Source organism: Arthrobacter sp. GQ119, assembly GCF_059759125.1.
Window position 1 is genome coordinate 1 of the sequence record NZ_JCAXEA010000084.1, and the last position, 420, is coordinate 420.

1 pseudogene is annotated in these 420 nt (G+C 66.4%); it reads left to right on the top strand.

Annotation, left to right across the window (positions count from 1 at the left end):
• Positions 1–420, top strand: a pseudogene (locus AC6CH3_RS23460) (hypothetical protein); the annotation flags it as partial.

Sequence of the window (420 nt, forward strand, 5' to 3'; positions counted from 1 at the left end):
GCCCGATGACCTCTCCGCGATCGTGGCGTACCGGAGCAACAAGATCGGGATCATGTGGACCGACCAGGCCACCGGGACGGCGTGGTGGGCGACGCGCACCGATGGCACCGATCCGAACGCGTCCTCCTCCTGGAACGTCCAGGAAGCGGTCAAGGGGAACAAACAGGTCGACGATCATCTGAACATCAAGACGCTGCAGGCCGACACCTCCGGCCGGGTGTTTGCCGCGGTGAAGACCGGCCTCGACGACGGCTCATCCGATCCCACCCTGGCGCAGGAGGTGCTGCTGGTGTTCAAGCCCGGCACGGGCGCGTTCTCCCAGACCACGATCGCCCAGACCGGGGACTGCGTCTCGCGGCCGCAGATCATGCTCGACACCGAGAACAACCTGGTCCGCGCCTTCCACACCGCTCCCTCGAC